The following is a 26,147-nucleotide window of genomic DNA, read 5'->3' as shown; positions in this document are numbered from 1 at the left end:
TTACAGAGGGGAGCGTATCCAACATGATGCAGGAACGCAGAAAACGACGCGGCCCAATGATTGATTTCCTATTAATTGGCCTCATTATTGCATTAACATCCATTATTCTTGTCATTATCCTGTCAAAGGATGACTTTAAGTTTCAAAAAATTAGTGCTTCGAAAGATTCAAACTCAAATTCTTTAAATAGTAATTTATCGACTGAAAGCTCTGCGTTTCCAGGGATACGTATTGTAACAGATGTTTCCAATGATAAACGCACACCTTTTGCCATTCACTATCCACAAACAGAAAATAAGGTTTTTAATGACGCCGTATTACAGTACATAACGGATTCAAAAGAAAACTACTTGTCGGAAATGAAAAAAAACAATACAAAAGATGCAATGGGCGAGCTAAATATTAGCTTTGAGACATTTCCATATCAAGAGCACTATTATTCTTTTGTCCTAACAAAAATGCAGTACCTAGGTGGAGCCAATCACGAGGTTTCTACGAAAACATTTTTCTTTAATAATGAAACAGGTGAACAAATCGATATAAAAACATTGCTGCAGAACGATGAAAATAACTTGTCGACAATTGCTACACATGTCCGCAAAGATTTACAGCAAAATCCACAACTAAAAGTTGAACTTAATAAAGATGATTTACTAACAGCTACGGAGCCAAAATGGGCAAATTTTGAACGTTTTGCTATTGTAAAAGATGCGTTACTCTTTTACTTCGATGAATATGAAATTGCAAACGGTGCAGCTGGTGCTCCAATTGTGAAATTGCCACTTACGCTTATTAATCCCTTGCTAGCATCTGATTTTCAAATTGCTATGGAGACTATGGAACCGACGAAACCTGAAACTCCAGGGGACCCAAATGCTAAGCGTATTGCATTAACATTTGACGATGGTCCACATCCGATTGTAACAGAACAGATTTTAGACATCCTCGATAAATACCATGCCAAAGCCACATTTTTCATGCTTGGTAGTCGAGTACAATACTATCCTGATATAGCCAGAGATGTTCTTGCACGTGGACATGAGATTGGTAACCATACATGGAACCATCCCGTATTAACAAAATTATCATCAGAGCAAGTGTTAAAGGAATATTCTTCAACAGCAGCAGAAATTGAGTTAGCTATCAATCAAGGTGCGACTGTCTTTAGACCTCCTTACGGCGCAACTAATAATGACATAAATGCTCAAATGCCAATTCCGGTAGTACTTTGGAGCATTGACACCATGGACTGGAAGCACAGAAATGCCCAACAGCTACTCCCTTATGTTAAAAATAATTTGCACAATAATGCCATCGTCTTAATGCATGACATCCATCAATCAACAGCGGATGGACTTGATGCTGTACTTGCCTTTTTACAAGAGCAAGGTTATGAATTCGTTACAGTATCTGAAATTCTACCCTATCGTCAATAAGCAATTACAGTGCTTATAGTTAGAGAGTGTACTTTTATCACCATTACTAATCTAATTAAAGAAAATGTCCAATGAACTTAATAAAATTCATTGGACATTTCTTCATTTTATTTGCAGTGTGTCGAGTGATTTGAAGTCCTTCAGCTGATAGCTCTTTACTTCATTGCGTGCAACTGTGTAAAGGGTGTCATCGATATATACGACACGTTGTACGAGTTGCTCCCAATTTTCATAAAGATCATCTGTGTCTTTACTTATGATATTGCCTTTTAAAACAATGCCTTTTTCGGCTGTGATTTCATAAATTTGCGCCCCTTGGCCTTTGTATACTATTTCGTCTTCTTTTCCTGCTTCATACAGGACTACTGGGAAACCGAAGTAATTGTACTCGCTATTACGGAATAACGCTTTCGGATTATATTGCACTTCTGAATTAGAACCTTTACCGCCAATTTTCACCGTTGACCGCTCTTTTGGATTTTGGAAATCTGATACATCAAATAAAGACATTTTCATATTCGTTGTCACCGTAAAGTTACGCTTTGAATATTCGTCATAGCGCTCCTCTGTATCGTAGCCAATTCCTATTAGGTGTGTGTCATCCAATGGGTGTAAATAGTTGCTATAACCAGGAATTTTCAGTTCGCCTAGAACAGTTGGTTTCTTTGGATTTTCTACATCAATGACAAAGAGTGGATCAACCTGCTTAAATGTCACGACATATGCCTTCCCCCCCATAAAACGGGCCGAGTATACTTTTTCGCCTGGTGCTAAATCTTTCACTGACCCAAGCTCTTTTAAATTTTTATCTAAAATGAATAAGTGATTACGTGATACATTTTGTTCATCCCTCATATTCCCCTCTGTTGTAACAATGCGGAAATCACCTTTATATTCATCCATAGAATATTGATTTAACGCAATTCCCTTTACTTTAGTCGCACCTACAAAATTCAATGCCGTCCCATCAATATCCCATTTAAAGACTTGTGTATCTACTGGCGTTGGCATCCAAATCATATCCATGACCCTCTTGTCTGCAGTGCCTCCTCGGTTTCCATCATACATTGGTGTTGTTAAATACAGTGCATTTTCCGACATGTATAGCCCGCTACTACCACCTAAATACCCCTTTGTATTTGCTGTTGTTGTGGCACCATTTTTCATATCCACTGCCGTAATCAGGCTATACGTACCATCCATTGTGTTCGGTAATATAGAAATTTTCTCAATTGGTAAACTTTTATACTCTTTACTTACCGAACTATCATAAGTTTTCGGCTTTAAATCCGGTGTCTGCCCTTGTTCCAACAACCAATAATTAGGATGCATATTCCCAATTAAATATAACGTATCATTAGTAATTCGGATATCCTGTAAATGCCCCTCTTGTGCAACCTCACGTATAAACTTAGGATTTTTTGGATTTGTTATATCAAAAAAAGTTGCCGTTGTCATGCTCGTGCCAACTTTTTCAATATACTCATCCCCAATTGCAATTAAAACATTGTCGTACAAGGCAAGCTTTGAAATATACTGTGATTCTTTTAGCTTAACTGTCGTTGCTAATTTTAAGCTATTCGGATTGCTGGCATCCACAACGGAGATACTTTGATCTTTTACCGCATAGATTATGTCATTTTTAACAACGACAATATCGCCTTCTTCTACACCATCCACTTGATTGTTTGTCGTAGAGGAGTTACTTGAATCGGCCACAGAGCTCGCTTTATCCTCGCTACTAGAAAAGTTTTCTGTACTTGATTCTAATGCCACTTCCCCATTACTATTGGCTACAATCGCTTTGAAATATTGTTGCAGCTCTTCCTCAGACTTTACGTTTTCCAATTTCTCAACGACCGTAAATGCAATGACATGCGATGCAGTTTTAAGCTCACTTTGTACAAATGCTTGCTTTTTGACATGTAATTTATAACTTCCTGGCGCTAATTCACTAACGACAAGTGTTTTACTATCTTCTCCCAAAGTAATCGTTGCAGTCACTTTTTGCCCATTATCATCCGTTACATAGACATTTTCATCTGTTATTTTGCCAGCTTTTATTGTTTTAGAGAATGACGCTTTCCAGCTTTGAGTCGCCATAATGGTATTGACCGCCTTTGCCTCAGCTTTAGGAGCCATCATAAAAGTAAAAATCCCCGGTAGTACAGCTAGCACTGAGATGAGCATAATTGCTATCCATCTATTTCTCATGTTTTTCCACTCCTTCATATACTTGTTTATTCATTAGACTGACAAAAGATAGGAAAGTTACATTTTTCTGATAATTTTTTTATAAAAAAAACGAGGGGAATAAATCCCTCTCGTTTACGGTTCAAACGGCCATTTGGGTAACATTTTTGCTAACGCTTTATCATTTCGTCTACCAAGGACATAATCCGCTTGCATAATTGTGTGAATTTCACGAGTACCCTCGTAAATAACCGGTGCTTTAGAGTTACGTAAATAACGCGCAACTGGATAATCATCTGAATAACCGTATGCTCCATGAATCTGAAGTGCATCATCCGCTGCTTTATTTGCAAAATCACAGGCCTGCCATTTCGCAAGAGATGTTTCCCTTGTATTACGGATACCTTTATTTTTCAACTCGCCAACGCGATAAACGAGCAGTCGGCTCATTTGATAGCCTGCCTCCATTTTGGCAATCATCTGCCCGACAAGCTGATGCTCACCAATTGGCTTGCCAAACGTTTCACGCTCGTGACAGTATTTTACGCTTGCTTCGATACATGCCTGAATAAGACCAACAGCACCTGCCGCTACTGTAAAACGACCATTATCCAGTGCTGACATCGCAATTTTGAAACCTTCTCCTTCTTCCCCTAGCCTATTTTCTACTGGAACGCGTAAGTCTTCGAAAAAGAGTTCGCCCGTATTGCCTGCACGAATACCATACTTCCCTTTAATAGCCTTCGAGGTAAAACCTACCATCGAACGTTCAACAATGAAGGCACTAATTCCATGATGCTTTTTGGATTTGTCTGTGTAAGCAAAAACAATAAAATGATCGGCTATATCACATAATGAAATCCAAGTTTTTTGCCCATTCAACACATAATACTCACCGTCGCGTACAGCTGTAGTTGACATTGCCGCTACGTCTGACCCCGCCCCTGGCTCCGTTAGTCCGAATGCACCAATGCGTACTCCCTTTGCCTGCGGAACAAGATATTGCTCCTTTTGCGACTCGGTACCCCATTGCATCAATGTCATGCTATTCAAACCCGTATGCACCGATACAGCTGTTCGAAAAGCGGTATCTCCTCGCTCAAGCTCCTCACAGACAATGGCAAGCGCGTTATAATCCATGCCACTGCCTCCATACTGCTCAGGTACACAAACCCCCATTAGTCCAAGCTCTGCAAGTCTGGACCAAACGCTAGCATCGAAGCTTCCTTCCGCATCCCATTTTGCAATATGTGGCAATATTTCTTCATCCACAAACTGGCGTACTGTTTTTCGGAGTATTTCTTGCTCCGTTGTAAATTCAAAATTCATGGCCATCACCTACCATTTCACAATCATTGCAGATTTATGAGACGTCTCTTTAATAACAACGCCACGTTTTGCCATTTCATTAATATACGTATCACCTGGTACAATCGCTTCTGGTGCAAAAACACCTCGATTCGTAATCGAGCCTTCACCAATCATTTGTGCAACGACAGAAATTGTATTGGCTGTTGCACGTGCCATTGCCGTTTCGTTAATCGTCATATCTTTACGTACAACCATTTCGTACTCATACGTGACCTGCTGTTGTGCTTTCTCACCTGCCACAATCACACGTAACAATACCGCATCAGGTTTTGTTCCAAGCTCTAATTTCTTCTTAAGTGCCTCTCGTACCACAGCTCGCACAGGCACTTCCATACTATCTACCTCAACCTTATTACTAGAATCTAAGAATCCTAAATCTGCTAACAATTTAAATTTCTCAGCGTGCCCCTTATAGCGAATCGTTTTATATTCTAATGTTCGAACATTTGGGAATGTCTTATATAGTGTCGATATGCCACCAGATGTATAAAATGCCTCAAGCACGCCAAAACCATCGAAATAAATTGGCTCGACTCCTGTTAATGATGGCACTTCTTCAAGTCTACCCTTCTGAATCATTTTAGAAGGTTCTGTATAGTGGTCAAATACACCATCTAAAGAAAATACACGTGTATAGTGAAGAGGTGGCTTTGGCTCTGTTGGTATACCACCGACAAATAGCTTAATAGATTCTACTTCATCTAATTTTGACGCACCATAGCCCGCCAATATATTGACCATCCCTGGCGCTACGCCCAAGTCAGGAATAATTGTAACACCCTTCGCTTTTGCTTCTTCATCAAATTCCAAAATCTTTTCTGTCACACCACCGATATGACCACCTAAGTCTACAGAATGAACACCCGCTTCAATCGCTGCTCTCGCTACACGCTCATTGAATGAATAAAATAAGGCATTCACAACGACATTTCCTTTCGCAATAACTGACGTCAATGAGTCATCCGATTCCGCATGAAGCTCAACGACTTCAACTCTATCTGTATGCAACGTGTCCACAAATTCCTGTGCTGTCTTCACGTCAATATCCCCTAAAAATACACGTTCTACATTGTTATTTTTAATTAAATCACGAGCTACCTCTTTCCCCATTAACCCTGCACCTAATACAACAACTTTCATCATGAACATCCCCTTTCAATGATAGGTTACTCTGTATCGATTTGTGCTCTTTGTAATTTCCCACTGTAATCTACATAAATGCTTTTCCATTCCGTATATACATCCAATGCGGCAACACCTGAGTCACGGTGACCATTCCCCGTCCCCTTTGTTCCACCAAATGGCAAATGAATTTCAGCACCTGTTGTGCCTGCATTTACATAAACAATACCTGTGTCTAAATCTCGTTGTGCGCGGAAAATTGTATTAATATTTTGTGAGAAAATAGAGCTAGATAAGCCAAATTTCACACCATTATTTACTTCGATCGCTTCATCTAAACTTGTGACTTCAATTAGAGAAACTACTGGCCCGAAAATTTCTTCCTGCGCAATAATCATATTAGGCTTTACATTGGTAAACAATGTTGGTTCATAGTAAAACCCTTTGTCATAGGGTGCCTCATTTAAGATTCTTCCTCCAGCTAGTAATGTTGCACCTTCTTTTTTACCAATTTGCACATAATGATTTATTTTCTCGAGGGCAGCTTTACTTATAACAGGACCGATTTTCACGCTTTCATCCAAGCCATCTCCAATTGTTAAATGCTGCATTGCCTCTAAAAGAAGTTTTTCTAATTCTTCTCTTACATCCTTATGCACAATCACGCGACTACATGCTGTGCATCTTTGACCTGCCGTACCAAAAGCACTCCATAAAATGCCTTCCGCAGCAAGATGTAAATCCGCATCATCCATAACAATAACCGCATTTTTCCCACCCATCTCCAAAGAGATTTTTTTCAAATGCTTTCCACCAAGCTCTGCTACCTTACTCCCTGTTGTAGTAGATCCGGTAAACGAAATAACTTTTACATCTGGATGTTCAATTAATGCTGTTCCTACAGTGGGTCCTGTACCAAAGACAATATTGGCAACACCAGCTGGCAAGCCTATCTCTTGAAAAATTTTCCCCATTTCATAGGCCATCATCGGTGTTTCATTTGATGGTTTCCAAATAAATGTATTTCCTGCCACTAAAGCAGGAAACGACTTCCATGTAGCAATGGCAACAGGGAAATTCCAAGGTGTTATTAAGCCCACAACACCTATCGGGGCACGTACACTCATGGCAAATTTATTGGCAAGTTCAGACGGCGTTGTCTCCCCAAACAATCGTCGCCCTTCTCCCGCCATATAATAAGCCATATCAATCCCTTCCTGTACCTCGCCCCTTGCCTCCTCAATAACTTTTCCCATTTCTTTTGTTAAAACAGTAGCTAGGTATTCTTTTTTTTCTTTCATCTTTTGACCGACGGCGTACAAATAATCTGCACGTTTTGGTGCTGGCACAAGTGCCCATTCTTTTTGCGCTTGCTTTGCTACAGCTACCGCCTCCTCTACTTCACTTGTCGTTGAGCGAGGAATAGTAGCTAGAAGCTCACCATTTGCAGGGTTCGTCACTGCTATACTTTGTAAATGTGAATGTGCTACCCATTCACCGCCAATATAGTTTTTAATATCCATTAAAAACACCCCCTGAAAGATTTCAATTATGCCTGAGCGGAATTACACCATATTATAGAGGTTGCTTGGGCCTACTAGATGCAGACTAGTTTTAGCTGATATGCATCTGGCTAAACACTGGCAATAAAAAACGTTTACCGCTTTTGTAAAGATAAGATTTTTGTATGAATGCTCAAATCTAGGCAAACTTCAAGTCTGATTCCCCTTCAATATATTGACATCCGCCAGAGGCTTTATCTTTATTCAGCTGTCATTGAGCACCCACAAAAGAAAGAATGGCCTCTACATTCAACGTACAAATCCCTCGAAAATCTTTTGCTGAATGAAAAAAATAATACACATTCTAGTTTTTTATATTCGACATTTTCTAGTTTATTCCCTTTTTTTCTAAAATAATTAATTACACAGTGAAACTATTGTGTCTTATAATCGTATAAAGTAACAACAAAATTACTATTGGAGGAATTGTATAATGAATAACCATGAAATTGACTACAAAATATTTGGTAATGACATGCAATACGTGCAGGTTGAACTAGATCCACAGGAAACGGTAGTTGCAGAAGCAGGAGCTTTAATGATGATGGATCAATCGATTGAGATGGAGACTATTTTTGGCGATGGCTCTAAAGGCAGTGCACAAAGTGGCTTTATGGGGAAATTACTTGGTGCGGGGAAACGTATAATCACAGGTGAAAGCTTATTTATGACAACATTCACCAACGCCGGTACAGGGAAACGTCATGTGTATTTTGCTTCTCCATATCCTGGTAAAATTATTCCAATGGATTTGAGTCAATTGAATGGAAAAATTATTTGTCAAAAGGATGCTTTTTTAGCAGCCGCTAAGGGCGTTTCAGTCGGTATCGAATTTCAGAAAAAAATCGGTGTAGGTTTCTTCGGCGGTGAAGGTTTCATTATGCAAAAACTTGAAGGCGATGGCATGGCCTTCGTTCATGCTGGTGGGGCTATTCATCAAAAAACCCTACAACCAGGAGAAGTTTTACGTGTCGACACAGGATGTTTAGTCGCTATGACATCTGATGTAGATTACAATATCGAAATGGTAGGGGGCGTAAAAACAGCATTATTTGGTGGGGAAGGCATTTTCTTCGCAACTTTACGTGGTCCTGGTACTGTATGGGTTCAATCATTACCATTTAGCCGTTTAGCAAGCCGTATCTTTGCAGCCGCTCCAATTTCACAAGGCGGCGGTGGCCAATCCTCAGGTGAGGGTGGAATTGGCGGTCTATTTGACATGTTCAATAAATAATAATGCCCATTTTTCTTTTATTCACTAGCAAATACTTAAACAACCATAAGGTGAAACTTCAATCAGTGAGGATTCTTCATTCCCACTGATTGTTAGTTGAACCAATCGGGCTTTGCCGGTCAGTTGCTCGCTCACCTCTTTCCACTTGAGGTGGGCGGCTTACTGACCTTTTTTCAGTCTATTCTATTGGATACGGCCTTGCCCTGCCCGTATGCAGTAAGTGCATTGACATTGAGTGTCAGCATCGCTGTTCTTGTTTTCAACGAAGCACTACCAATATGGGGAAGTGCTACAACATTCGGGAGCGTTAATAACGGGTGATCCATCGAAATCGGCTCATGTTCAAAAACATCTAGCCCCGCTGCCCATAGCTTGCCATTCTTCAAGGTATCGTAAAGTGCAGTCTCATCAATAATGCCCCCTCGAGAAGCGTTAATCAGCACCGCGTCTTCCTGCATCATAGCTAATTCCTTCGCGCCAATTAATCCAACTGTATCACTGTTAAATGGTGTCATAATGACAACAAAATCAGATTGTTTTAAGAGATCCTCAAGAGGTGCATATCGAAAACCGTACATTTCCTCTGCCTCATGGCGACGTCTACGATTATGATATAAAACCTTCATGTCGAACCCCTTTGCACGTCTTGCTACTGCCTGACCGATACGTCCCATTCCGATAATCCCTATAGTTGTACCAGACACATCCTTACCAACTAACTGCATTGGGTACCAACTTTGCCATTTGCCATCACGCAAATAACGCTCACTTTCTGGTATTCTTCGGGCTGTTGCAAGCAATAAGCCAAATACTAAATCTGCAGTGGTATTAGTTAAGACACCAGGAGTATTTGTTGCCATGATGCCTCGTTTGCGTAACGCTACCACATCAATATTATTGAAACCTACCGCTAAATTTGTCACAAGTTTCAAATTGGGTGCGTGTGAAAGTAATTCCTTATCAACCTTATCCGCAATCGTTACCCATAATACCTCACAGTCCGCGACAGCTGCTAAAAGTTTGTCTCGCGGGATAACGATTTCTTCATCCTGCCACTGCTCAATCTCATAAAATTCCTCTAACGGCTCGACAATATGCGCCGGAAATTTACGTGTAATAAACAATTTCTTTTTCATGTTCCCAACACCCCTCTATTCATTTCCCCATGTCGCTTTTAGCGTATCACTAATAAGTCATGTGCTCAAGCAGCCATTTACATTTGACAGTCGCTATTAAAAACAATTGGCTGTTTGATTTTATCTGTCATTTTACCCTTTTTATCCGTCACTTCAACTATCAACAATTTCACCTATAAAAAAGCTATGCACCCTTTCCAATGCATAGCCTTTCATCCAATTAGTTAAAATTCTTTTATTGTTGTATCGAGGCGACTTGAAACTCTCTCCAATTCCTCTGAGGACTCGCCTATGGATTCAATAATATTCGCCAACTCTGTTATTTGGTGTCCCACATTTTGAAAGTTTACTATAGAGCTGTTCACCGAGCCTGATATGGCATTAAATGCTTTTAAGGATTCTACGTTTTGTTCAATACTGCTATTCACAAGCTCCTGAATTTCCTGAATCGCTTGTACTACCTGATTTGTAATACCGTTGGACATCCCGATTAAATCTGCTATTTGTTGCACTGAATCTTTCGTTTGATCTGCTAGCTTCCGTACCTCATCGGCAACAACCGCAAAACCTTTTCCATGTTCTCCTGCACGAGCAGCCTCAATTGCTGAATTTAGTGCAAGTAGGTTTGTTTGTCCTGAAATATTTTTAACCATTTCAACTACAACATTAATTTTTGAGGATGAATGATTTAATTGCTCCACCATCTTCGCCATTTCAATCGTCTTATTATTTATTTTTCCAGTTTGCTCATTTATTACTACTATTTTTGAATAACCTTCAGTAGACACCTGCTGCATTGTATTCGCTTCATCTATACTTTCCTTCAAATATGCATTCACTTGCTTCGTACTAGAAATAAGTTCAGTTACCGCCTCATTGGTTTCATGAGAATGAGTCTCTAACTGCGTTGAAATTTCACCAACAATCCCCTTTACGTGTGCACGTACATTATTACGTTGCTCCTCTAATAACGTATGAGTGTAATTATCGTATTCTTCTAATACAATTTGCTGTTCGAAATTACAAATTTTGCTGATGGCATCACAAAATTTTTCTTCTTCATCTTTTATTAAATGCAGTTCATAGACGATCTTGCGCAATGATTTTTCAAGGTTTTGAAATGCAGCTAAATACCACTTTGGATACAAGTTAATCTTTACATGCATCTTCCCAACACGTCGTCGTTTTTCTAAATAGGCCTCGTCAATTCGCCCTTCAAACATTTCTATAATATGGCGACGCAACGTTTGGCGTAAGCGCTCACTCGAACTGTGCTTTTGAATAATTTCCAGTAAAGCCGGTACACTTTCAACTGCTTCATAAAACGTTGCTACAACCTCTACAGCATTTTGCTCAATATAAGGTTTCAAACTTCTAATTAATTGTAAATCTTGTTCTGTAAGATTGACGAGATTTAACTGCAATAAACGTTCTTGTTCTTGAATAATAACCCCAGTATTTGACACATCACTCATAACAATTGTATTTCGCTTAGGTTTACTTCCAAACTGAAACATCTTTCCACCCCATAAATATTATCTTGTGCATTACATGTCTTTTTTACTAAATACTATTAATAGAATAAAAGTATTATAACCTTATATAAAATTGATTATAATGTATATTTTCTCATATTTACAATGGTAAAGATAATGTATATTTTAAAGAAATCCCATTTTATAGTTCTTTAAAACTACTAACACAATGAAAAACCATCAAAAAAAGTTACAAAATTCAAAAAATACATGAAATATATGGTTAAAAAATTCTATATACAAAAAAGGTCACTCATCCTTGTGACAGATGAGTGACTTTTCGTTTACATAAAAATAATAATACTTAATATAGCAGCCAATACCAAACGGTAAATCGCGAATGGCATCAGTTTCACTTTTGAGATAAGCGCTAAGAAGAACTTAATGGATAGTAAAGCAAATATAAATGAACTAATAAAGCCGACTGCATAAAAACCAAAGTAATCCATTGACAGCGTATCCCAGTTTTTCAGTACCGATACAAGACTTGCCCCTGCCATAATTGGGACCGCCATTATAAATGTGAAATCAGCTGCTACACGGTGACTAATCCCGAAAAGGACCCCACCCGATATTGTTGCACCCGAACGTGAGAAACCTGGCCATAGAGATAAACACTGAACTAAGCCAACTTTGAATGCTAAGCCATATGAAATATCATCTAAAGAATCAACTTTTGGCTTTCTCGGTGCAAACTTATCGGCAACAATCATTAGAATTGCGCCAGCCACTAATGCATAGATGACATGCTCTACTTTAAATAAGTGATCGTCTATAAAATCTTTAAATGCGAAACCTAATACTACTGCTGGTAGCATACCAACAATCACATGCATTAAGTTGAATCGTCCTTTCATCGATCTTGATTGACCATCAATATTGTATAAACCAACTAGACTTAACATGCGCTTCCACATAACGACGATTACCGCTAAAATTGAACCTAGCTGTACGACGATTTTAAATGTGTTAGCAGGATACTTCCCTAAAAATTCTTCTGTTTTTAACCACATATCATCCACAATAATCATATGCCCGGTAGACGATACTGGTGCAAACTCTGTCATTCCCTCAACAAAGCCTAAAATAAGTGCCTTTAATAACTCTATGAAATCCACATTGTCACCTTACCTTTTAACATTATTCAACAATCGTTTTTTGTGGCGCCAGCAATACGCCAGCCACATTACGCAAGGCGTAATTAATTTTTCCAAACACCAACTAATTATAAGATACTCTTTTTCCATATACTATAGCTTTTTAACGAAAAGTTATATCGATTACCCAAAGCTCCGAACGACTGCCTATACGCATCGGTGGACCCCAGAACCCAAATCCCGATGAAACAAGTGTATGCATTTGATCCTTCAACTTATAACCATAATCAAGCTCGAATACACGTGCCGTAATATATTGATTTGGCCACATTTGTCCCTTATGTGTATGACCTGACATATGAAAATCTACGCCTTCTTGAGATGGAGTTACAAGATCATTTGGTGTATGATTCATGACAAACCATGGCAAATTATCACTGTGTCGCAATGCATCTAATTGCTGTCGCTCTTTATTTGTAATATCTTCTTGACCCGTTACTATAAACGCATTTTCAACTCGAATTGTTTCATCTCTTAAAATATTCACACCTGCTTTATCCATCACTTCTACAAATTCCGGAATTTTTTTGCCGTAATATTCATGATTTCCAAGCACACCGTAGACTCCGTAAGTAGCGGTTAGTGATTTCATCGTCTCTGCCATTCCTTCTTTCACAAACCATTTAGGATCATCATCCACAATGTCTCCTGCTAGAAAAACAATATCTGGCTTCGCTTCATTCGATAAATTGACAAAACGTTGTAAGTGCTTTTTATTTGATAGCACACCTAGATGGAAATCCGAAGCAACTACAACACGCATCGCAGATAGTTCACTATCCTTTTTATCCATCGTTATTTCTAAATTACGTACAACTGGAGAATACGCTAAGTAAGAGCCAACTATGCATAAGAGAACGAATAGAGTAATTACTATACTTCCGATTATTTGTACATTTTTAAACGGGGTTAACCAAAAAACAAAATGCGCTGCCAAGCACAGCAGTAAGCCATATTCGAACACAAACATCCAATAATTCCCTATAATTGAAAACACTCTTATAGATTCATGTATCCGTCCAATAACAATGCTAAAGGCTAGAATATAAAAGCACAACCAATAAAAAACTGGATAGTTGAACCAGTTCATCGCAACAAGCCACTGCTTTACGCTCCACCCTATGCAGAAGTTTAACGCACTATATATACCAACTACGAGTATTCCTATTATTACTTTTGCCATATAAAAGCCCTCTATTTTCATATATTCATAGTTGATTATAGCATTACAATGTAAAATCGTATTTTCTAAAGCTCTTTTATTTTTTCCATACTTTCTGTAACATGATACATGTAAGAGATTATTTACGTATAAACAAGCGAAAAGGGGTGTTATTCGAATGGTAAGATACAAATTTGAATCAACAGAGCATGAGTTATTCCGTAAAACCTTACGTAAGTTTTTAGCAGAAGAGGCTGAAGTACATTATGCACAATGGGAGAAAGATCATCTTGTACCGCTGGAATTTTGGCGGAAGTTTGGAGAAATGGGCTACCTATGCCCACAAGTAGAGGAACAATACGGTGGCCTAGGTTTAGATTTTAGCTTTAGTGTTATTATCCAAGAAGAGCTAGAGCGCATTGGTTCAAGTCTTATTGGTATCGGCCTGCATAATGATATTGTCGTCCCGTATATTGAGGCTTATGGTACAGCAACACAAAAATCTCGCTGGCTACCGAAATGTATCACAGGGGAATACATTACGGCGATTGCCATGACAGAACCAGGTACAGGCTCTGATTTAGCAAATATCCAAACAACAGCAATACGCAACGGTGATCATTATATCGTCAACGGACAAAAAACATTTATCACAAATGGTATTCATACAAATTTAGCCGTTATAGCGGTGAAAACTAATCCATCTGCGGAGAAAAAACATCGCGGTATTAGCCTTCTCGTCATTGAAGAAGGTACACCTGGATTCACCAAGGGACGACAGCTTGAAAAAGTTGGCATGCATGCGCAGGATACGGCCGAACTATATTTTGAAGATTGTCGTGTTCCAGTAGAAAACCTACTTGGTGAAGAAGGAAAAGGATTCAACTATATGATGGAAAAGTTGCAACAAGAACGTTTAGCAGTAGCTATTGCTGCCCAAACAGCTGCCGAGGATATGCTGGCTTTAACAATAGATTATGTAACATCACGTCAGGTCTTCGGGAAAGCCATTAGTGAGTTCCAAAATACACAGTTTAAAATAGCTGAAATGGCGACAAAAATAGAACTTGGCAAAACTTTTTTAGAATCTTTAATAGAAGAACATATCGCTGGCAAAAATGTTGTGACTAAAGTTTCAATGGCAAAATATTGGATTACTGAAAATGCGCGAGAGCTATCTGCCCAGTGTATGCAGTTGCACGGTGGCTACGGCTATATGGATGAATATAAAATTGCAAGACGTTATCGTGATATTCCTGTAATGTCTATTTACGCCGGTACAAATGAAGTGATGAAAATGATTATAGCAAAAAATTTAGGACTATAAGAGCTTTACACTTTCTACGTGAATCCCAACTGTCTTATCATCGTTCATTACAAAAAAACAGCGGCACTATCTGCCGCTGTCCATTTACACTGTTGGTATACGAACGATCACTTTAAATAAATCTCCATCAACATCGATGCTCATACGTGCTCCATGCAAATCCACGATTGATTGTGCAATGGCTAAACCTAGCCCTGAACCTTCCGTATGACGTGAAGCATCTGCTCGCTTAAAGCGCTCAAACAATTCATCTGCATTTTCACTGATTTCATATTTTGCGACGTTCTTTACGGTGAATTCTACATCACCATTAGCTGTACGTTTTAAGGTAACATAGACACGCGTACCTTCTAATGCGTACTTCAATACATTGACGATCAAATTATCAATGAGTCTCCACCATTTTTGTCCGTCTACATAAGCATAAAGTGGTTCGCGCGGCATCGTCATTCGTAAATCTAAACGTGCTTGCGCTAAGTCCTCCTCATGCTCCCCTACTGCCTGCTGCACAAGCTGTGTTAAATCAACACGACTTCGATGAAGCTCAATATTCCCACTCGCCATTTTCGATACTTCAAAGAGATCCTCAATCAGTACTTTTAAACGCTCTGATTTTTTATCGAGAATATGAATATACTGCTTGCGCTCTTCGTCAGTAATATCTGATTTTTTCAGTAGATCGGTATAGGTAATAATGGATGTTAACGGCGTACGTAAATCATGGCTAACATTCGTAATGAGCTCTGTTTTCAAACGTTCACTTTTTGCCTGCTCATGCATCGACGTACGAACACCTTCACGTAAGTGATTAAGATTCTCCGCATGATTGGCAAGTGGTGATTTCCCTTTTATCATGACGTCGCGGTTCAGACGCCCTTCTGCCATGTCCTTCGTGTCTTTCATAATACGGTTTAGATAACCCATTCTCGAAAGAAAAACGACCATTGCTGGTATACCTACAAAAGCACAGACCCCAAATACGAATACCGGGAATCCGCCAGCTACCATCGAAGCGACAAGACTACCACCACCAAAAAAAGCAGCTGCGACCATAACAATGGAATGTAATGCGATGGAACGATTTAAAAACAGATCAGTTAGCGAATCTCCTAATCCCCATAAATAACTGTCTTTCAAGTTATCCCCTAGTTTTTTTGCTGTACTCACTCGATCATACAACCAAATAAGTTGTACGAAAAATGCAATACCTATAATAATTAAAACGAATAGTTTCAATAGAAAATCAATGAAAAAGCGTACATAATTGGACTCGTATGCAAATTCAATCGATTCGAAGGCCATATACGATGAAGACCAATATATACAGCCAGTAATGAACAAAATAGCGACTTGTATATCAATTCGTAGCTTTTCCAGATTATTTTTCTCTTTTAAGCCTTGCACTGCTAGAAGCACTTCTTTACGTCCTTTCCATGTAAAGATTGCTGCTAGTATACTTATTATCCAAATGATAAAAAACATGTATTGATTTCGTTTGAAACGATCATAGCCATCCATCACTGCTGCTGCCTGCGCTGCCTTTTTAGAAATTGTAAGTGTACCTGTGTAATTTACAGTTTCATTGAATATTTCGTAATCAAGATAGACATTGGATGAAGAAAAAATATGATTTAAATTATTACTTATATTCCAAGTACTTAAAGGGTGCTGATACGTATATTTTACTTTGTATGCACTGCTGTCAGAAACATCGCCTGAATCAAATACTTCACCGGTTTCGTTATTTGTTAATTCATATGACCAGTAATGATAGTTTTGTGCGAAACTTTTTGCTTCCTCTTGCGCAGATTTTATATATTTGTCAACAAGCGCTTCCTTGTCTGCTTGAATTTTCTTGCGAACATATTCATCATCTTGGAAATTCGTAGTAATGTCCTTAATTTTTTCATTTCGCTCGCTTTCAAGCTTTTTCTTCAATTCAGTCGCATTGACATCAGCCGCTTCTTGAATGCGATTGTCGTATTGTGCATTAATATTTGCTACCTGGTCACTTAGTGAACCATAGTAATTACGATGTTCTTCAATTTCATTTTGCGTAACTTCTATTTTGCTCTTTAATTCCTCAGCATTTGGTTTATTCAATATCAGCGGCCCTAGCTCTGATTGAAAATTATCTAGCTCATGCTGAAAATCTTCAGATTGAAAATATGACTTCCCTATATACTGATAGCCAATCTTCGAAAATGTAAAGACGCCAAAAACCAGCCAGATTAAACAAACAAGTGTGAGAAGAGACTTCCATTTTTTCATCACTATAACGACTCCCCTCTAAAAAATTCTTTCAAGCAATTGTAGCACTTCAGATGAACGGGCATTTACCATCTGATACGCATACACGCCAAAATAGATAAGGCCAATAACCCCAGCCACAAAACCTGCTATTGTTAGATAATGTTCTAGTTTATTTCTCCATTTTATAGCCAACGCCCCATACCACCTTTAAATAGCGTGGATTTTTCGGATCTGCCTCAATTTTTTCACGTATTTTACGAATGTGTACTGCTACAATATTTTCAGCATTGTAGGCTTCTTCATTCCAAACACGCTCATAAATCTCTCGAATCGAAAAAACACGCCCTGCATTCTTCATTAATAATTCTGTAATTTTATATTCAATTGGTGTTAAACGAACGGGCTCGCCTTCCAAAATTACTTCTTTAGCATCCTCATCTAACACAAGACCGTCAATTTCTACCTTCGCTGTTTCATCATTGTACGTCCCAAGTTGTACATATCGTCGTAGCTGTGATTTCACACGTGCCAAAAGCTCTAATGGATGGAATGGCTTTGTGACATAATCATCGGCTCCAACGGATAAGCCATGAATTTTATCGCCGTCTTCCGCCTTCGCACTAAGCATAATAATTGGAATATTGCGTTCTGCACGGATTTTAAAAGTTGCCGTAATGCCATCCATATTCGGCATCATAATATCCAAAATAATTAAATGAACTTCATTGTTCTCAAGCTGCTCCAGTGCCTCTACACCGTCAGCCGCTTTAATAACATTGTAGCCTTCGTTTTTTAAGTAAATTTCAATACCATCACGAATATCTTGATCGTCATCTGTTACAAGAACCGTTAACTTCGTCATGATATACACCTCGCTCTCAAATAATAGTGTACCTTTCAAATCTTAAAAACCAGCTAGCATAAATATGAAGAAATTCTTAAGCTTTTTCTCATCAATATAGAATCACACTTTTCTTCCCCCCATCGTTAGCACAACAATGCTCCCAAGCAACATCGCTACCCCAAACCAGGACGACACACTTAAGTATTCACCAATAAGGAATACACCCAGCATCGCTGCAGTTAAAGGCTCCGCTAAGGACAATGTCACCGCCGAAGAGGAACTAATCCTCTGAAGACCACTTAAAAATAATAAATAGGCTACACTTGTACACATGACGCCCATAAAGAGCATTGTCCATAAGTTATGTACTTCCATTAGCCAGCTAAAACCGCCATTCATCGAAAACAGGCCTAACAATAATGCACAGAGTGAAAATGTCATTGCCACTGCAGGCAATGCCTCTTCTTGCGCCATTAGCTTTTTACTAAAATTTGTATACAACGCAAAGGATGCTCCCGCACAAAGAGCTAGCACAATACCGCCCAGATGAACTGCTTCACCACCACTATTATTGAGTAATAAAACACAACCGAAAATCGCCATTAATGTTGCCATACCCCACACCTTGTTTGGGCGCATTTTCCAAAGCAACCATTCAAACACACCTGAAAATACAGGAGCGCTGCCAATTGTTGCAACTGTTCCAATAGCTACTCCTGTTAAACGAATTGACGAGAAGAAGAGTCCTTGGAACAATGCGATACTTACAGCCGCTAAAATGGTCCATTTCCAAGACCATTTACGTAAGGATATTTTACGGAGCATTACTGCTACAACTAATAATAATCCGCCTCCAATGCTTGAACGAATCGTCGCTACAGCAATCGGTGAAACGCCATTATCTAAAAATGTTTGTACAGTTCCTGTCATCCCCCATAAAATTGCGGCTAGAAGAACAAAAAATGGATATCGTATCATTTGGCTCCTCCAATCTATACCATTAACAATAACTATACAGATTTATCCAAAAATAGACAATTCCTATTTTCCCTCTTGTCTCTTCTACGTTATTAGGCTTTCTGCTAAAGAAAAGTTATAATAATAACAACAAAAGGAGCGAGCGATTATGTACAAAACAATTGAAGAAACAGCTATTGAGCTTGGTATGCCAGAACACCAAGTACAACGTCTTGTATACGAGGGACGTATCCGCTCTGTCTATGATGGCAAGCAAGTACTTATTAACAGCGGTCAATTCAGCACTTACTTTGAACAATTAGAGCGTATTAAAGAGGAAATTGAAATTTGGCGTAATACACCCATTCCCGAAGATATCGATATCAAAGATGAAGACTAAAAATACCAGGCACCCAAACAATTCAGAATTGTTTGGGTGCCTGGCACTATATCGTTACGACAAAACCTGCTCGTTTACCTATAATCTCAGCGTAATCCTCGACCATAACACTTGCAGTTGGATACATACCTGCACCAGGACCGACCAGCGTTAATGTACCGATGTAATTTGTATCCAATGCTACCGCATTATTAACGTCGTCAACTGGGTAAAGTGGATGTTCTTTATCTACTAATTGCGGGCCAACCTTTGCTACCACACTACCATCAACGAGCTTTTCAACCTCTGCCACATGGCGATAACGTAAGCCTTTTTCATATGCTTCTTTTACTTGCTGTGCCGAAATACTATCTATACCAATGACTTCAACATTAGCCCAATCTGGTTGCTCACCAAATGCTAAAGCACTTAAAATCATTAGTTTTTTGAAGGCATCTTGACCAGATACGTCATTATATGGATCTGCCTCTGCATATCCTAATTTTTGTGCTTCTATTAGAGCAGTATCGAAAGACCAGCCCTCTGCTCGCATTTTCGTTAAAATATAGTTACATGTACCATTTAAAATTCCTTGGATACGATTTACATCATTCACAAGCAAAATATTTTTCATCGTTTTAATAACAGGTACACCACCAGCTGTTGTTGCCTCGAAGCCAACAAAGACACCATTTGCTTTAGCAAGTTCTTGCAGCTCTAAACCACGCTTCGCAAACATCACTTTATTTGCAGTAATCACATGACATTTATGTTCAACAGCACGCTTCAAATAGCCAAAAGCCGGTTCTTCATTGACGATTGCTTCAAAAACAACCTGCATACCTGACTCTGCTAAAACTTCATCCATACTTGTTGTCATCAAATGTGCTGTACCGGGTACGCGTTCACGGCTAGCATCTGTAACTAAAATTTTCGCTACTTCTAACTCTATACCTAATTTATTTTTAAGCTCTACTCGCTTTTCATTTAAAATATGATAAATACCTTGACCTACTGTTCCAAATCCTAATATTGCTGCCTTTATAGTTGCCATTCCTGTTATTCCCTCCAACGTACACTTCCGCGGTTTTAATGAAGTTAAAAATCTGTGCCTCACACAAATTCAAATAATTCAAAATTCAACTTAAAGAAAATTGTAACGTAAATAAATACTTTACACAAGAAAAATCTTTCTAGGATGGACATTTGTTTTCCCTAGACGTGCAAAAGAAATCGGTTTCATTCCCTTTATTATACGTTTTTTCAGTTATTCTATAATTATTGAACAAAAATCGACGATTGCTTTATAAAAAAATTACGTCTTTCTTCTATTATATATATGTATGTAAAGACGTAATATAGAATTGTTCTTTTGTAAGATAGTAACAAATATTTTTCCCTTTACACACGTACAAAGTTTAGAACTAACAGAGATGTCTTTTTCCTCATCAAAAATAAATACATGTAGCGTAACAATCACTTCTGTTTCGATTTAATTAGCCTAATTTGCAAAAAAAGCTCATTCCCTATAGCAGTAGAGAATGAGCCGATTTTATATAAGGGAGAATTAGCTTACTTTTGTTAACAACAAATATCGGTAATGAGCTAAAGCTACTTGCACAAGAATCTCTTCTTCTTGTGTAAAGTTTGGTATTGGATATGTACGCTCAACTAATTGAAATGTACCATATCTTAAGTAATACTCTGTTGCTGGTAGTGAAATATGATTTGTACCATACGCTTGATAGCTCTCGAAAACCTCTCGCACCGCATAGCTTCCTTCTTTCGTGTGCACCGTTTCCTTAAAAGCAGTATGGCCAAAAGTTTGATGCCATTTTTTTTCGACGATCGACAGTAAGCTTTGAATAGAGATGTTGTTGACAAACTCATGACACTCATTTAACTCGTAAATAAAATAAGACGCGACGTTTTGTGCACTATAAACATTTCCCATTTCAAACACTCCTTTTTCGATCCGTTTTTTTAGGAAAGAGTATAGTAGCTGGCTATGCTACTACACTCTTATCCCGCTATATATTCAAAAGTGGGGGAGCACTTATGAAAACAATGTTAATCGTAATAAATTTCATCGACCACATCAACTATCTGTTAATAGGATGTGTACTATTTTTACAGAGCCTTTGATTCTAAAAGCCCTATCAATGAACATCTATCGAATGAGATAAGATGTGATTGTATATATATTCACTGTCGTTCTTGGTTGGTAGCCCTCGAACCTTTAACTTAATCCCTAGTATATAGCATGACTTTAACGATGTCAATAATACTTATAAAATTACTAGGTATTACTTGTTTGAAATTTCAGATTAGTTACCGAATGAGGTGCACGCTTTATGTAGTAACGTTTACGCATTGCCAAATGAGGCTTTTCACATGAGAAAATACGTAAACGTTACAACACGCAAGCATCAATATCTGAATCATATTTTGTAAAGAATTATGCTTCTACCTCTTGTTGAGCTGCAGTTACTTGTGCAATAGCTTGTTCTAAATCAGCAATAATATCCTCTATTGCTTCCAAGCCAATAGATAAGCGAATAAGCGACTCAGATACCCCAGTCTGGATTAATTCTTCAGCAGATAACTGTTGGTGTGTAGTAGATGCTGGATGAATAATTAATGATTTTGCATCCCCTACGTTCGCTACGTGTGAGAATAATTTGACACTATCAATTAGTTTGCGCCCTGCTTCACGTCCACCTTTAATGCCAAATGTAAGCACGGAACCGAAGCCATTTTTCAAGTATTTCTTCGCTAAATCATGGGTAGCGAAATCTTCTAAACCATTGTAATTTACATACTCCACGGATGGGTGGTTACGTAAATATTCAGCTACAGCTAATGCATTTTCGTTGTGTTTAGGAATACGCAAATGAAGCGTTTCTAAACCTTGTAAAAAGTTAAATGCAGCATCAGCGCTTAAGGTTGGTCCGAAGTCGCGCAGTAATTGCACGCGCAGTTTTGTGGCAAATGCAGCCGCTGCTGTATCGATACCGTAACGTATACCATGGTAGGAGGCATCTGGCTCTGTAAAGCCAGGGAATCTTCCTTGTGTCCAGTCAAACTTCCCTGCATCTACAACAACTCCACCTAAAGTTGTGCCGTGACCACCAATCCACTTTGTTGCTGAGTGGACGACAATATCTGCACCAAAATCAATTGGTGTAGAGCCATACGGAGAAGCAAATGTGCTATCGATAATGAGAGGTAAGCCATTTTCATGTGCGATGTTAGCAACTGTTTCAACATCTAATACTTTTAAGCTTGGGTTGCCGTATCCTTCAGCAAATATGGCTTTTGTTTTTTCGTTAATAGCTGAACGGAAATTTTCTGGGTTTGTTTCATCTACAAAAATAGTTTTAATACCGTAGTTTGGTAATGTATTTGCTAGTAAGTTATATGTGCCTCCGTATAAAGAACTTGCTGCAACGATTTCATCGCCTGCACCCGCAACATTTAAAATCGAAAATGCGATAGCCGCTGCACCAGATGAAAATGCTACTGCTGCTGTCCCACCTTCTAATAAAGCAACGCGTTTTTCAAAAACGTCGACAGTTGGGTTTGTAATACGTGTATAAATATTGCCCGCTTCTTCTAGAGCGAAAAGACGTTGCGCATGAGCAGTGTCTTTAAATACGAAAGCTGTTGAACGGTACACTGGGACTGTACGAGAGCCTGTGACTGGGTCTGGCTCTTGGCCTCCGTGTAGTAGTAATGTCTCTGGTTTAAAATTAGTCATTTTTGTTCCTCCTAAAATGGTTATTTTTTTACGATGGTACCGGAGATGAGGAGGATTTTCTGTAGAAAACAAAAACCCTCTTCAGTTAAGAAGAGGGTTGCGGTTGCAAGTTTTCCTCCCCTTATCTGCCAGATCCAAGTAAGAATCTGTAGGAATTAGCACCTTAGCAAGTAGGTTACTCACTGGTTGCCGGGCATCATAGGGCCTATCCCTCCGCCGCTCTTGATAAGAGTATGTGATTCAATTTCCATCGTTGTTACACAGTATAAACATAGAGTTTTTTTCTGTCAACACTAAAATTTCATTTTTTCTGAAACTTCTGTCTGTTCCTTTGCGTAATATGAACACATACACTACATTAAAATATATTTTTTGAGAGGAGTATTTTTATGGTAAAAGCCTTGATAATTTTTCTTATTGTTGGCTATCTCATTGGCTGTCTTCACGGCTCAAAAGTAGCGCAATTTTTATCGGGGGTAGATTTAAAAAAAGCTGGGCATGGCAATGCAGGTGCCTCCAACGCAACACTTTCGCTCGGTTGGAAATACGGTTTATTAGTAGCGCTTATCGATATTGGTAAAGGCGTTGCCGCCATTATTGGGGTGCATCTATATTTAGCTGACGCTTCGCATTTAACTGACGTACAAATTTGGCTCTTAACCTATACAATTGCAGCGGGTGTTATATTAGGTCATAATTTCCCATTCCATATGGGCTTCAACGGGGGAAAAGGGACTGCTTCGATTATAGGGATTTTACTTGCCGTCGACTGGAAAATTGGGCTATTTGCACTCATACTATTTGTCATTTTATCATTTGCTACTAACTATTTAATCGTTGGCGTACTAGAATTTTATATTGTATTTTGTACAGCGACTTATTTATGGATTCCAGGAATAGGGCCAACAATAATTGCACTTGTACTCTTTGGCATAGCACTTGTCTTACATATTGAAAATATTAAACGACTGATACAAGGTACCGAACCTAAAGTAACCGCTGCCTTTAATAAAAAATAACCCTATCACATTGGGTATTATTGTATTTTTTGTGACCGTCTATTTTCTCGTTATCACGTATTACCGCTACAAACAGAGCGTTTTTTACATTCATTTACTTTTTACAATAAATAGACAAAATTACTTTCTTAAAAAATACATTTAACTAACCGATGTTATGAGAAACTAAGGTCATATTTATCTTTAGAAAGGATGTATTAGTATGTCTACTCTCGAAAAAGCAGCACCTAAACGCAATTTAAAGCCATTTTGGATAGGCCTAGCATTTGCCGCACTAATTATTATTACCTTTTTACCAAATAGTGGCGACTTACCCGTGGCAGGTCAACGTGCTTTAGCGATTTTAGCTTTCGCAGTCATCCTTTGGGTAACTGAAGCCGTATCGTATCCTGTCAGTTCCGCCATGATAATTGCGCTTGTGACAGTGATGCTGGGACTGGCCCCTTCAATGGAAGATCCCACAATAGATTTAGGTACTTCCAATGCATTAAAAATGGCATTAAGCGGATTTAGTAACTCTGCGGTTGCACTAGTAGCCGCCGCTCTGTTCTTAGCCGCAGCCATGCAAATCACTAATTTACACAAACGGCTTGCTTTATGGATTTTATCGCTAGTTGGAACAAAAACGAAGGCAATTGTATTCGGTGCTATTTTAGTATCGATCGTACTTGCATTCTTCGTACCCTCTGCTACAGCACGTGCTGGTGCAGTCGTACCAATACTGCTTGGCATGGTAGCAGCATTTGGCTTACCACGAGATAGTCGCCTGGCCGCTTTACTCGTTATTACATCTGTCCAAGCAGTTTCTATTTGGAATATCGGCATTAAAACAGCCGCAGCCCAAAATATGGTTGCCTTGAACTTTATCAAAGAACAGTTCGGTGTAGATATTTCTTGGGGTGCTTGGTTACTTTACGCAGCACCATTCTCCATCATTATGTCGGTGGCTCTATTCTTCATTATGATTACTTTAATTAAACCTGAGACAAGCAATATTGCAGGCGGTAAAGATGTAATTAAAAAACAACTTGCAGATTTGGGTCCATTAAAGGCACCTGAGATTCGGTTAATCATAACATCGATAGTACTTTTATTTTTCTGGGCAACAGAAGACAAACTTCACCCATTCGATACTACAACGGTCACAATTATTGCAATTGCGATCCTGTTAATGCCAAAAATCGGCGTTTATACATGGAAAGAAGTTGAGCCGCATATTCCTTGGGGGACAATAATCGTCTTCGCAGTAGGAATTATGTTGGGGACAGTGCTGCTGAATACAAAAGGTGCAACATGGTTATCAGATACTGTATTCGGTTCACTAGGTCTTGATTCTATGCCAATTTTAGCAACAATCGCGATTGTTACGCTTTTCAATATCCTTATTCATCTCGGCTTTGCAAGTGCTACAAGTCTAGCTTCCGCATTGATTCCTGTATTTATTGTGTTAGCTTCAACGTTAACTGCAAATGTCGATCAAGTCGGTTTCGTGTTAGTCCAACAATTTGTGATTAGCTTTGGTTTCTTATTACCGATTAGCGCACCCCAAAACATGCTTGCCTACGGTACAGGTGCCTTTACAACGAAAGATTTCTTAAAATCAGGCATTCCATTAACAATTATTGGGTACCTCTTGGTACTTTTATTCACAGCGACCTACTGGAAATGGATTGGCTTATTATAATCAAAAGAAAAGCCTT

21 protein-coding genes and 1 riboswitch are annotated in these 26,147 nt (G+C 38.7%); of the genes, 6 read left to right on the top strand and 15 right to left on the bottom strand.

Annotation, left to right across the window (positions count from 1 at the left end):
- The first annotated feature begins 23 nt into the window (after positions 1 to 23).
- Positions 24 to 1,436, top strand: coding sequence for a polysaccharide deacetylase family protein (locus tag ACOMCU_RS06700; RefSeq protein WP_010857784.1), 1,413 nt, complete (start codon positions 24 to 26; stop codon positions 1,434 to 1,436).
- A 102-nt stretch (positions 1,437 to 1,538) separates the two neighbouring features.
- Here the strand turns inward: ACOMCU_RS06700 and ACOMCU_RS06695 are convergent, their stop codons facing one another.
- From ACOMCU_RS06695 to ACOMCU_RS06680, 4 genes are all read right to left on the bottom strand, one after another.
- Positions 1,539 to 3,650, bottom strand: a complete 2,112-nt coding sequence (locus tag ACOMCU_RS06695) for a beta-propeller domain-containing protein (protein WP_421049730.1) — start codon at positions 3,648 to 3,650, stop codon at positions 1,539 to 1,541.
- 114 nt (positions 3,651 to 3,764) lie between these two features.
- Positions 3,765 to 4,958 carry an acyl-CoA dehydrogenase family protein gene (locus ACOMCU_RS06690; RefSeq protein WP_010857782.1) on the bottom strand — a complete coding sequence of 398 codons (1,194 nt, stop codon included), beginning with the start codon at positions 4,956 to 4,958 and terminating at the stop codon, positions 3,765 to 3,767.
- Between the two features lie 9 nt (positions 4,959 to 4,967).
- The gene (locus ACOMCU_RS06685; RefSeq protein WP_010857781.1) at positions 4,968 to 6,140 is read right to left on the bottom strand and encodes a saccharopine dehydrogenase family protein; all 1,173 of its coding nucleotides are present in this window, start codon (positions 6,138 to 6,140) and stop codon (positions 4,968 to 4,970) included.
- Positions 6,141 to 6,166: 26 nt separating this feature from the next.
- Positions 6,167 to 7,645: an aldehyde dehydrogenase family protein gene (locus ACOMCU_RS06680; RefSeq protein ID WP_010857780.1), complete on the bottom strand. Its 1,479-nt coding sequence runs from the start codon at positions 7,643 to 7,645 to the stop codon at positions 6,167 to 6,169.
- A gap of 472 nt (positions 7,646 to 8,117) precedes the next feature.
- Here ACOMCU_RS06680 and ACOMCU_RS06675 point away from each other — a divergent pair, with 472 nt between their 5' ends.
- The gene (locus ACOMCU_RS06675; RefSeq protein WP_010857779.1) at positions 8,118 to 8,918 is read left to right on the top strand and encodes a TIGR00266 family protein; all 801 of its coding nucleotides are present in this window, start codon (positions 8,118 to 8,120) and stop codon (positions 8,916 to 8,918) included.
- 173 nt (positions 8,919 to 9,091) lie between these two features.
- Here ACOMCU_RS06675 and ACOMCU_RS06670 read toward each other — a convergent pair whose 3' ends face one another.
- From ACOMCU_RS06670 to ACOMCU_RS06655, 4 genes are all read right to left on the bottom strand, one after another.
- Positions 9,092 to 10,054 carry a 2-hydroxyacid dehydrogenase gene (locus tag ACOMCU_RS06670; RefSeq protein ID WP_010857778.1) on the bottom strand — a complete coding sequence of 321 codons (963 nt, stop codon included), beginning with the start codon at positions 10,052 to 10,054 and terminating at the stop codon, positions 9,092 to 9,094.
- Between the two features lie 224 nt (positions 10,055 to 10,278).
- On the bottom strand, positions 10,279 to 11,571 hold the full coding sequence (locus ACOMCU_RS06665; RefSeq protein ID WP_010857777.1) for a globin-coupled sensor protein: 1,293 nt from the start codon (positions 11,569 to 11,571) through the stop codon (positions 10,279 to 10,281).
- 302 nt (positions 11,572 to 11,873) lie between these two features.
- Positions 11,874 to 12,707, bottom strand: a complete 834-nt coding sequence (locus ACOMCU_RS06660; protein WP_010857776.1) for an undecaprenyl-diphosphate phosphatase — start codon at positions 12,705 to 12,707, stop codon at positions 11,874 to 11,876.
- Positions 12,708 to 12,849: 142 nt separating this feature from the next.
- On the bottom strand, positions 12,850 to 13,929 hold the full coding sequence (locus ACOMCU_RS06655; protein ID WP_421049729.1) for a metallophosphoesterase: 1,080 nt from the start codon (positions 13,927 to 13,929) through the stop codon (positions 12,850 to 12,852).
- 157 nt (positions 13,930 to 14,086) lie between these two features.
- On the opposite strand from ACOMCU_RS06655, the gene ACOMCU_RS06650 reads away from it, so the two are divergent.
- Positions 14,087 to 15,235: an acyl-CoA dehydrogenase family protein gene (locus ACOMCU_RS06650; RefSeq protein WP_421049728.1), complete on the top strand. Its 1,149-nt coding sequence runs from the start codon at positions 14,087 to 14,089 to the stop codon at positions 15,233 to 15,235.
- A gap of 84 nt (positions 15,236 to 15,319) precedes the next feature.
- Here the strand turns inward: ACOMCU_RS06650 and ACOMCU_RS06645 are convergent, their stop codons facing one another.
- The 4 genes from ACOMCU_RS06645 to ACOMCU_RS06630 form a co-directional block, all read right to left on the bottom strand.
- Positions 15,320 to 17,506 carry an MFS domain-containing histidine kinase gene (locus tag ACOMCU_RS06645; protein ID WP_230491874.1) on the bottom strand — a complete coding sequence of 729 codons (2,187 nt, stop codon included), beginning with the start codon at positions 17,504 to 17,506 and terminating at the stop codon, positions 15,320 to 15,322.
- 18 nt (positions 17,507 to 17,524) lie between these two features.
- Positions 17,525 to 17,680, bottom strand: a complete 156-nt coding sequence (locus tag ACOMCU_RS06640) for a hypothetical protein (protein WP_010857772.1) — start codon at positions 17,678 to 17,680, stop codon at positions 17,525 to 17,527.
- The gene (locus ACOMCU_RS06635) at positions 17,658 to 18,350 is read right to left on the bottom strand and encodes a response regulator transcription factor (protein WP_010857771.1); all 693 of its coding nucleotides are present in this window, start codon (positions 18,348 to 18,350) and stop codon (positions 17,658 to 17,660) included. Before ACOMCU_RS06635 ends, ACOMCU_RS06640 begins: the two co-directional genes overlap by 23 nt.
- A 102-nt stretch (positions 18,351 to 18,452) precedes the next feature.
- A complete protein-coding gene (locus ACOMCU_RS06630) occupies positions 18,453 to 19,310 on the bottom strand; it encodes a DMT family transporter (protein WP_421049727.1) in 858 nt (285 codons plus the stop codon).
- A 148-nt stretch (positions 19,311 to 19,458) separates the two neighbouring features.
- On the opposite strand from ACOMCU_RS06630, the gene ACOMCU_RS06625 reads away from it, so the two are divergent.
- The gene (locus tag ACOMCU_RS06625; RefSeq protein ID WP_010857769.1) at positions 19,459 to 19,689 is read left to right on the top strand and encodes a hypothetical protein; all 231 of its coding nucleotides are present in this window, start codon (positions 19,459 to 19,461) and stop codon (positions 19,687 to 19,689) included.
- A gap of 46 nt (positions 19,690 to 19,735) precedes the next feature.
- Here ACOMCU_RS06625 and ACOMCU_RS06620 read toward each other — a convergent pair whose 3' ends face one another.
- The 3 genes from ACOMCU_RS06620 to ACOMCU_RS06610 form a co-directional block, all read right to left on the bottom strand.
- Entirely contained in the window at positions 19,736 to 20,722 is a 987-nt protein-coding gene (locus ACOMCU_RS06620; RefSeq protein ID WP_010857768.1) for a homoserine dehydrogenase, read from the bottom strand.
- A 513-nt stretch (positions 20,723 to 21,235) separates the two neighbouring features.
- Positions 21,236 to 21,622 carry a hypothetical protein gene (locus tag ACOMCU_RS06615; RefSeq protein WP_010857767.1) on the bottom strand — a complete coding sequence of 129 codons (387 nt, stop codon included), beginning with the start codon at positions 21,620 to 21,622 and terminating at the stop codon, positions 21,236 to 21,238.
- A 504-nt stretch (positions 21,623 to 22,126) separates the two neighbouring features.
- Positions 22,127 to 23,428, bottom strand: coding sequence for an O-acetylhomoserine aminocarboxypropyltransferase/cysteine synthase family protein (locus ACOMCU_RS06610; RefSeq protein WP_219362263.1), 1,302 nt, complete (start codon positions 23,426 to 23,428; stop codon positions 22,127 to 22,129).
- 118 nt (positions 23,429 to 23,546) lie between these two features.
- Positions 23,547 to 23,660, bottom strand: a riboswitch (SAM riboswitch).
- 157 nt (positions 23,661 to 23,817) lie between these two features.
- Between ACOMCU_RS06610 and ACOMCU_RS06605 the strand changes: the two genes are divergently transcribed.
- Positions 23,818 to 24,447 carry a glycerol-3-phosphate acyltransferase gene (locus tag ACOMCU_RS06605; RefSeq protein ID WP_010857765.1) on the top strand — a complete coding sequence of 210 codons (630 nt, stop codon included), beginning with the start codon at positions 23,818 to 23,820 and terminating at the stop codon, positions 24,445 to 24,447.
- A 202-nt stretch (positions 24,448 to 24,649) separates the two neighbouring features.
- Positions 24,650 to 26,131 (top strand): DASS family sodium-coupled anion symporter, encoded by a 1,482-nt coding sequence (locus tag ACOMCU_RS06600; protein WP_010857764.1) that lies wholly within the window; start codon positions 24,650 to 24,652, stop codon positions 26,129 to 26,131.
- Positions 26,132 to 26,147 lie beyond the last annotated feature (16 nt).

It is taken from the genome of Lysinibacillus sp. UGB7 (assembly GCF_049058285.1).
Lineage (GTDB): Bacteria > Bacillota > Bacilli > Bacillales_A > Planococcaceae > Lysinibacillus > Lysinibacillus sphaericus_B.
This window is presented reverse-complemented; position numbering and strand designations above follow the sequence as displayed.

Coding starts and splice junctions, on each gene's coding strand:
- ACOMCU_RS06700 (WP_010857784.1), top strand. CDS start 24: ATGATGCAGGAACGCAGAAAACGACGCGGCCCAATGATTGATTTCCTA.
- ACOMCU_RS06695 (WP_421049730.1), bottom strand. CDS start 3,650: ATGAGAAATAGATGGATAGCAATTATGCTCATCTCAGTGCTAGCTGTA.
- ACOMCU_RS06690 (WP_010857782.1), bottom strand. CDS start 4,958: ATGAATTTTGAATTTACAACGGAGCAAGAAATACTCCGAAAAACAGTA.
- ACOMCU_RS06685 (WP_010857781.1), bottom strand. CDS start 6,140: ATGAAAGTTGTTGTATTAGGTGCAGGGTTAATGGGGAAAGAGGTAGCT.
- ACOMCU_RS06680 (WP_010857780.1), bottom strand. CDS start 7,645: ATGGATATTAAAAACTATATTGGCGGTGAATGGGTAGCACATTCACAT.
- ACOMCU_RS06675 (WP_010857779.1), top strand. CDS start 8,118: ATGAATAACCATGAAATTGACTACAAAATATTTGGTAATGACATGCAA.
- ACOMCU_RS06670 (WP_010857778.1), bottom strand. CDS start 10,054: ATGAAAAAGAAATTGTTTATTACACGTAAATTTCCGGCGCATATTGTC.
- ACOMCU_RS06665 (WP_010857777.1), bottom strand. CDS start 11,571: ATGTTTCAGTTTGGAAGTAAACCTAAGCGAAATACAATTGTTATGAGT.
- ACOMCU_RS06655 (WP_421049729.1), bottom strand. CDS start 13,929: ATGGCAAAAGTAATAATAGGAATACTCGTAGTTGGTATATATAGTGCG.
- ACOMCU_RS06650 (WP_421049728.1), top strand. CDS start 14,087: ATGGTAAGATACAAATTTGAATCAACAGAGCATGAGTTATTCCGTAAA.
- ACOMCU_RS06645 (WP_230491874.1), bottom strand. CDS start 17,506: ATGAAAAAATGGAAGTCTCTTCTCACACTTGTTTGTTTAATCTGGCTG.
- ACOMCU_RS06635 (WP_010857771.1), bottom strand. CDS start 18,350: ATGACGAAGTTAACGGTTCTTGTAACAGATGACGATCAAGATATTCGT.
- ACOMCU_RS06630 (WP_421049727.1), bottom strand. CDS start 19,310: ATGATACGATATCCATTTTTTGTTCTTCTAGCCGCAATTTTATGGGGG.
- ACOMCU_RS06625 (WP_010857769.1), top strand. CDS start 19,459: ATGTACAAAACAATTGAAGAAACAGCTATTGAGCTTGGTATGCCAGAA.
- ACOMCU_RS06620 (WP_010857768.1), bottom strand. CDS start 20,722: ATGGCAACTATAAAGGCAGCAATATTAGGATTTGGAACAGTAGGTCAA.
- ACOMCU_RS06615 (WP_010857767.1), bottom strand. CDS start 21,622: ATGGGAAATGTTTATAGTGCACAAAACGTCGCGTCTTATTTTATTTAC.
- ACOMCU_RS06610 (WP_219362263.1), bottom strand. CDS start 23,428: ATGACTAATTTTAAACCAGAGACATTACTACTACACGGAGGCCAAGAG.
- ACOMCU_RS06605 (WP_010857765.1), top strand. CDS start 23,818: ATGGTAAAAGCCTTGATAATTTTTCTTATTGTTGGCTATCTCATTGGC.
- ACOMCU_RS06600 (WP_010857764.1), top strand. CDS start 24,650: ATGTCTACTCTCGAAAAAGCAGCACCTAAACGCAATTTAAAGCCATTT.